Annotated in this window: 7 protein-coding genes; all 7 read right to left on the bottom strand. The window is 32.3% G+C overall.

Features of this window, described 5'->3' with window-relative positions; genetic code table 11:
• Positions 1–71: 71 nt before the first annotated feature.
• Complete coding sequence (locus J8L88_RS22225) at positions 72–2279, bottom strand: bifunctional (p)ppGpp synthetase/guanosine-3',5'-bis(diphosphate) 3'-pyrophosphohydrolase (protein WP_027394176.1); 2208 nt, start codon at positions 2277–2279, stop codon at positions 72–74.
• Between the two features lie 138 nt (positions 2280–2417).
• Positions 2418–3650, bottom strand: coding sequence for a M48 family metallopeptidase (locus tag J8L88_RS22230; RefSeq protein ID WP_027394177.1), 1233 nt, complete (start codon positions 3648–3650; stop codon positions 2418–2420).
• Between the two features lie 59 nt (positions 3651–3709).
• Complete coding sequence (locus J8L88_RS22235; RefSeq protein WP_027394178.1) at positions 3710–4519, bottom strand: RNA methyltransferase; 810 nt, start codon at positions 4517–4519, stop codon at positions 3710–3712.
• Positions 4520–4744: 225 nt separating this feature from the next.
• Positions 4745–5089, bottom strand: coding sequence for a 50S ribosomal protein L20 (gene rplT / locus J8L88_RS22240; protein WP_027394179.1), 345 nt, complete (start codon positions 5087–5089; stop codon positions 4745–4747).
• A 140-nt stretch (positions 5090–5229) separates the two neighbouring features.
• Positions 5230–5427 (bottom strand): 50S ribosomal protein L35, encoded by a 198-nt coding sequence (gene rpmI, locus J8L88_RS22245; protein ID WP_027394180.1) that lies wholly within the window; start codon positions 5425–5427, stop codon positions 5230–5232.
• Between the two features lie 68 nt (positions 5428–5495).
• A complete protein-coding gene (gene infC / locus J8L88_RS22250; RefSeq protein WP_255411848.1) occupies positions 5496–6011 on the bottom strand; it encodes a translation initiation factor IF-3 in 516 nt (171 codons plus the stop codon).
• Positions 6012–6090: 79 nt separating this feature from the next.
• The gene (gene thrS, locus J8L88_RS22255; protein WP_118385847.1) at positions 6091–8037 is read right to left on the bottom strand and encodes a threonine--tRNA ligase; all 1947 of its coding nucleotides are present in this window, start codon (positions 8035–8037) and stop codon (positions 6091–6093) included.
• Positions 8038–8191 lie beyond the last annotated feature (154 nt).

Genomic DNA, 8191 nt, shown 5'->3' on the forward strand with positions numbered 1-8191 from the left:
AGCAAATTTACATTATTTTTTACAAGTTAGAGTCCAAATTATAAATACTTATTAATAAAAAATAGAAAGAATTATTCTCTAATTACTTTATCAATTCCATTTACCTTAGAAAGGTTTTGAATAACTGTTTTTAAGGTGTTTTTGTTTTTAACACCTACAGTGATTTTACCTGTAAATACACCATCATTGGTGTCAAAGTTCATATTATAAATGGCAAGATGCATATTATTGGATATGATTTGGGTCACTTCATTCACAACGCCAATATTATCAATACCATTAAGTCTAATAACGGCTTTAAACACTTCTTGGCTAGAATCTATCCATTTTGCCTGAATAATACGATATGCATAATTGCTCTGTAGTTGTAAAGCATTAGGGCAATCTTTTTTATGAATTTTTATACCTTCATTAACTGTTATAAAACCAAAAACATTATCTCCAGCTATAGGATTACAACAATTGGATAGTTTGTATTCTAGTTTTTCAGAATCCTTACCAAATACTAAAAGATCATACTTAGACGTAATTTCATCTTTATTTACATCTTTGGCATTTCCTCGTCGAATTTTATTTTTAATAAAATTCATGAAGACATTGCTACGCGTAGTAGCAAACTCTTTAATTTTTTGGTTATCAATAGTTCCGATACCAACCCTATAGAAAAGATCTTGACTAGTTTTGAGTTTAAAGTATAGAACCAGTTCGTTAACTACTTTTTCTCCCATGGTTATTTTTTGGGAACGTAGTTTACGTTTAAGAACTACTTTTCCTTCTTCGGCTATCTGTTTCTTTTCATCACGTAGGGCAGATTTAATTTTAGATCTTGCTCTAGCGGTAGTTGCATAATCTAACCAGTTTGAGGAAGGTTTTGATTTAGTAGAAGTAATAATTTCTACTTGATCTCCACTTTTAAGTTCATGACTTAACGGAACTAATTTATTATTTACTCTAGCTCCTCTAGTTCTTAGTCCAACTTCTGTATGTACACTAAAACCAAAGTCTAATGCTGTTGCTCCTTTTGGTAAGGATTTTAAATCTCCCTCAGGAGTAAAGACAAAGATTTCTTTTGCGTACAGATTAAGTTTGAATTCTTCGACAAAATCAACTGCGTTTGTTTCAGAATTTTCTAGTGCTTCTTGTAATCTATTTAACCAGCCATCAAGCCCTTGATCTTGTTTTTCTTCGGTGTTTTTATATTTATAATGCGCAGCATATCCTTTTTCTGCAATCTCATGCATCCGTTCACTGCGTATTTGCACTTCGACCCATTGACTATCAGGACCAATTACAGTTATGTGTAATGCTTCATATCCAGTAGATTTTGGTTGAGAAATCCAGTCTCTTAGTCTAATAGGATTAGGACGATAGTAGTCAGTAACGATCGTGTATATTTTCCAAGCGATGAATTTTTCGTTTTCGATATCATCTGCTTTGTATATGATTCTTATGGCAAATTTGTCATAAACTTCATCAAATGAAATATTCTGTTTCAGAATTTTACGTCTGATTGAAAAAATTGACTTTGGTCTTCCTTTGATTTCATAATCTAAACCTTCTTTATCAAGTCCTTCTTTTATTTTATTAGAAAACCGTTTTATATAAGCATCTTGTTCTTCTTTACTTTCTTTAATTTTCTCTAAAATATCCTTGTAAACTTCAGGTTCTGTATATTTTAATCCTAGATCTTCTAATTCTGTTTTAATGTTGTAAAGCCCTATTCTATGTGCCAATGGTGCATAAATGTATAAGGTTTCCGATGCAATTTTAACTTGTTTGTCAGGACGCATTGCGTCCATCGTTTGCATATTGTGTAAACGATCGGCTATTTTAATGATAATCACTCTTACATCATCATTAAGAGTAAGTAACATTTTTCTAAAATTCTCAGCCTGAAGAGAGATATCCTTATCCTTTTTTAGAGAAGATATTTTTGTTAACCCATCCACAATACGTGCTACAGTCTCTCCAAACATTTGCTCAATGTCTACTAAAGTATATTCTGTGTCTTCAACTACATCGTGAAGTAATGCTGCGGCTATAGAAGTTGCGTCTAGTCCTATTTCACTTGCTACTATTTTGGCAACAGCAATAGGGTGGAAGATGTAGGCTTCTCCACTCTTACGTCTCTGATCTTTATGTGCATCTACAGCAATATCAAATGCCTGCCGTATTAATTTTTTATCGTCCTTACTAAGGTCTCGATAACTAATACGAAGCAATTCCTTGTATTGCTTAGCAATTTGTTTGTTTTCCTGTTCTATAGCGGCTTCGGTCATACTATAAAGTTTACTTTGAAAGCCTGTTTTAATGTGATTGTGTGCTTACTTAACGGTTAAAAATAATTGATTCTAAACATCGAGTAAGAGTTAAAAATACAATTAAGAATTGTAACCACCAAGACTATCTTACCTCATTTATTTGCGTATATTTTTAATCCTTTGTAAAAGAGTCGGATGCGAGTAATGAATAAACACCATTGCTGGATGAGGTGTTAGATTACTTAAGTTGTTTTTAGATAATTTTTTCAAGCTATTTATCAAGGCTTCACCATCATATGTACTTTTAGCATAGTCGTCTGCTTGGTATTCAAAAGCACGGGAAACAACATTCATGATAAGCCCAGTTATCTCAGATATTGGACTGTACAGAATTCCAAAAGCAACTAATCCAATATGAAATGAAGGTATTTCTACACCTAATGCTTCCGAAAGAAGTGGATTCGCAATGAACAAAGATAAAAACCATAACGTTACTCCTGTGAGTAAAATTGATAATAGAAGATTCATTATTACATGACGTTTTTTATAGTGGCCAACCTCGTGAGCTAATACCGCTACAATCTCTTCTTTATTAAGGTCTTTAATCAGTGTGTCGTATAATGTGATTCTTTTTTCACTACCTAAACCAGAAAAATAAGCGTTCGCTTTAGTACTTCTTTTTGATCCATCAATTACAAAAATATCTCTTAATTGAAAACCAACATTATTAGAGTATTCTTGAATTGTATCTCTTAATTCTCCTGGTTCTAAAGGCGTTTGTTTGTTAAATAATGGAACTATCAATTTAGCATAGAACATATTCATGGCTAAGGTGAAAATAGAAATTAATGCCCAAGCATAAACCCAAAAATATTTTCCAGTAATTTCATAAAACCACAGAATTAATGCTAAAAGACCACCTCCAACAATGATCATCATAATAATGCCTTTGATTTTATCGATAAAAAAAGTTTTGATAGTTGTTTTATTAAACCCGAATTGTTCTTCTATAATAAAGGTTTTATAATATGCGGCAGGTGTCGATAAAATGTCACTGCTAATCATTATAATACCAAAAAATAGAAGTCCTACAATAATAGAATTGTTTGAAAAACTTCTTGCTATAGCATCTACCCAAGCAAAACCATCTAAGTAAAAGAACATAAGCATAATGCATAAGGAAACTAAAGAAGATATTAGCTTAAACTTGTAATTCGCTTTTTTATAAGCTATTGATTTTTGATACTCATCTTCAGGGTATACATCAGAGAGTTCATCAGGGATATCGTTATTATAATGTCTGGCGTTTAAAATATCCAGTAAAGAATCTATTAGAAATACTATTACAATAATAGCAATCAATAGTTGAAAGAGCGTGTTTGACGTCATTTTTATAGGTTTGTAGCTTTGGGATTTGTAGGTTTAGTAAGTTAATGATTTTTTAAGTATCACACAACAAAATCACGTTGTCGTTTTGCTTCAAAAATTAGTATTCCTGCTGCTACTGAAACATTCATTGAATCTATAACACCACTCATTGGGATTTTAATATTTTGTGTTGTGTTATTCAACCACTCATCGGTTAAGCCCTTATCTTCTGTACCAACGACAATGGCAGTAGGTTTAGTATAATCTTGTGTGTAATAATTTTCAGAGGATTGTAATGCAGCTCCATATATATCAATACCTTGACCAGTAAGAAAGGAGATAATTTCAGAAGTGGATCCAGTTGCTACATTATTAGTAAATACACACCCAACGCTTGATCTAATTATATTTGGGTTGTAGATATCTGTTCTAGGATTTGCAATTAGAACCGCATCTACTTTTGCAGCATCCGCAGTACGTAATAACGCACCAATATTTCCCGGTTTTTCTGGGGATTCTGCAACTAAAATTAATGGATTTTTTGTTTCAAGTACTAAGTGCTGAAGTGATATTTCTTTGCATTTTGCAATTGCTATAATACCTTCTGTTGTAGATCGATGAGATAATTTTTGGTAAATCTCTAAAGTAATTTCAAATAAATCAATAGGGTCATTAGCTTTTTTTAGAATTCCTGTAATTTCTTCAGAAGTGATAATGGATGGGCAATAATATATATGTTCTATTTTATATCCGCCAGAAATTGAAAGGGAGATTTCTCGTCTTCCTTCAATAAAAAAACGATTTTCCTTTTTACGAATTCTGGATTTTTCCTTAAGCTGATTTAAGAATTTTATTTTTGGATTTTGTATACTGGTAATTTGTTTAAGCATAGAGGCAAATATACTAAGACGAGTGTTAAATGAATTATAGAAAAGGTATTTTTACGAAGCTAAGATTGTAGTGTGTAAGTATGTTAACGTTATATACTAATTATTGGTCAGTCATATAGATAAGGTATTAAATTTTAGTTTTTTAATAGATGCTTTTAGAAATGTAAAAACCCCATCGTAATGATGAGGTTTTTACTATAAGTGAGAAAATATTTTATTTAAAAATTACTTTACTTTTTCTACAATTGCTTTAAAAGCTTCTGGGTTGTTCATCGCTAAATCGGCAAGAACCTTACGATTCAATTCGATATTATTAGCTTTTACTTTTCCCATAAATTGAGAATAAGACATACCGTGTATACGAGCACCCGCATTAATACGAGTAATCCATAAAGCACGGAAAGTTCTTTTTTTGTTTCTGCGGTCTCTATAAGCATATGACATTGCTTTATCAACTGCATTTTTCGCTACTGTCCAAACGTTTTTACGACGTCCGAAGTAACCTTTTGCTTGCTTAAGAACTCTTTTTCTTCTAGCTCTTTTCGCAACAGAATTTACTGATCTTGGCATAATTTTAAATTTTTTAGTAGTAGGCGGTCAATAAATTGACTCTTCGTCTTTTTGCTAATTTGAGTTCTAAATATTAGATCTCTAATTTCTAAAGGCCCAACTCCTGGGTTTGTAATAATTTTAACCTGATTAAAAAGCGATTACTTTAAACGTAATTGTTCTTTAATACTATTTTCATCGCTTTTGTGCACTAACGTAGAGTGCGTTAAAGCTAGCTTACGCTTTTTAGATTTTTTTGTCAAAATATGACTCTTAAAAGCGTGCTTTCTTTTGATTTTACCAGTACCGGTAAGCTTGAAACGCTTCTTAGCACTGGATTTTGTTTTCATTTTAGGCATTGTATCCTTGTTTTTATAATAATCTCACTTATTATCTTTAGAGCTTTTCTTTAAAAAAAGCTTCTTTTTTATTTTGATTTCTTTGGAGCAATGAACATAATCATTCTCTTACCCTCTAATTTTGGCATTTGCTCTACTTTACCATAATCTTCTAATTCTTGGGCTAATCTTAATAATAAGATTTGACCTTGATCTTTATAGATTATAGAACGACCTTTAAAGAAAACATATGCTTTTAATTTAGCTCCTTCACTTAAGAATTTGATTGCGTGTTTTTTCTTAAACTCGTAATCATGTTCATCTGTGTTAGGTCCAAATCTAATCTCCTTTATTGTGACCTTAGTCGCCTTGGTTTTAAGAGCTTTGTCCCTTTTTTTCTGTTCATATAAGAACTTTTTATAGTCCATTATTTTACAAACAGGAGGTACCGCTTTTGGAGAAATTTCTACAAGATCCAATTCTTGCTCTTCAGCAAGTGCCAGTGCTTTTTTGGTTGGATATACACCAACTTCTACATTGTCGCCTACAAGACGTACTTCGTCAACCCTAATTTTGTGATTGATTCTGTGAGCATCTTCTTTAATTACTCTTAGTGGTTTCTGAGACCTTCTTCTTCTTATTGCTATGACTTAAAAATTTAAATTAAACTTAAAATTTATTTTATTATCCGTTAAATGGTTTTAACGTTCTACTTATTTCTTCGGTGATTATTTCAGTGAACTTTTCAATACTAATCGCTCCAATATCTTCTCCACCATGTTTTCTAACAGATATTGTGTTATCTTTTTCTTCTTGCTCCCCCACAATAACAATGTAAGGAATTTTTTTCATTTCTGCCTCTCTAATTTTTTTACCCATAGTTTCATTTCTATGGTCAGCAAGGGCGCGAATTTCGTTATTTTCTAACAAATTTAAAACTTTTTCAGCGTATTTTTCATATTTCTCACTGATTGATAGGACAATAACTTGTTCAGGCATTAACCACAAAGGGAAGTTACCAGCTGTATGTTCTAATAAAATAGCGATAAATCTTTCCATGCTACCAAAAGGAGCTCTATGGATCATTATTGGTCTATGCATTTCGTTATCACTGCCTTTGTATTCAAGATCAAAACGTTCTGGTAGGTTATAGTCTACCTGTATAGTTCCTAATTGCCAACTTCTTCCTAAAGCATCCTTTACCATAAAGTCAAGTTTAGGTCCATAAAAAGCAGCTTCACCACTTTCAATAACATAATCAAGACCTTTGTCTTTTGCAGCACTTATAATTGCGTTTTCTGCTTTTTCCCAGTTTTCAACATCTCCAATGTACTTTTCAGGATTATCAGGATCTCTTAATGATACTTGTGCGGTAAAATTTTCAAAACCTAAAGAACCAAAAACGTATAGAACAAGGTCTATAACCTTTTTGAACTCATCATCTAATTGATCAGGTGTACAAAATATATGTGCATCATCTTGTGTGAAACCACGAACTCGTGTAAGTCCATGAAGTTCACCACTTTGTTCATATCTGTAAACGGTCCCAAATTCTGCGTACCGTATAGGTAAATCTCTATATGACCAAGGTCCACTCTTGTATATTTCACAATGGTGAGGACAATTCATTGGCTTAAGCAAGAATTCTTCACCATCTGCAGGAGTATTTATTGGTTGAAAACTATCTTCCCCATATTTTGCATAATGACCAGAAGTAACATATAATTCCTTTTGACCAATATGAGGTGTTACCACCATTTCGTATCCAGCTTTTTTCTGAGCCTTTTTTAAGAACTGCTCTAAACGTTCACGTAAAGCGGCACCTTTAGGTAGCCATAAAGGTAATCCTTGACCAACCCTTTGTGAAAATGTAAAGAATCCTAATTCCTTTCCAAGCTTTCTATGGTCACGTTTCTTAGCTTCTTCTAATAGTGCGAGGTGTTCTTTAAGTTCTTTTTGTTTTGGGAATGAAGTTCCGTAAACTCGAGTAAGTTGTTTGTTTTTTTCGTCACCTCTCCAATATGCGCCAGCAACACTCATTATTTTAACGGCTTTGATCAAACCAGTATTAGGAATATGTCCTCCTCTACATAAATCAGTAAAAGTATCATGATCACAGAATGTGATAGTTCCATCTTCTAGATTCTCTATCAATTCTAGTTTGTATTCGTTTCCTTCCTTTTTGTATTTAGCGAGAGCATCAGACTTAGAAACGGATCTCATTTTAAATTCATGTTTTCCTCTAGCAATTTCTAACATTTTGTCTTCAATTGCTTTAAAGTCTTTTTCAGAAATAGTTTTGTCTCCTAAGTCTACATCATAATAAAAACCATTGTCTATAGCTGGTCCTATAGATAATTTAACTCCTGGGTATAATTCTTCTAAAGCTTGCGCAAGAACATGAGAGGTAGAGTGTCTAAAAGCTTGTTTCCCTTCTTTATCTCTCCAGGTGAATAAAACCAAATTTCCATCGGTAGTTAGTTCCGTTGAGGTTTCGATAATAGTGTTATTAAATTTTGCCGAAATAACATTTCTTGCAAATCCTTCACTAATGTCTTTTGCGACATCCATAGCAGTGATACTTTCACTGAACTCTCTAACCGAACCATCCGGTAATGTAATCTTGATCATTATTCTTTAAATTATTAAGACACAAAGATAATACGATAATAAAATCCTCACAATAATTAAGGACTAGATTTATCAAAATATTAATATGCTATTGTTTGCTGTAGATGCCAATTTAATAGATGTTTTAAGTTGTTTTATTAATGTGGTATAATAA

It is taken from the genome of Aquimarina sp. MMG015 (assembly GCF_018100855.1).
Classification (GTDB): Bacteria; Bacteroidota; Bacteroidia; order Flavobacteriales; family Flavobacteriaceae; genus Aquimarina; species Aquimarina latercula.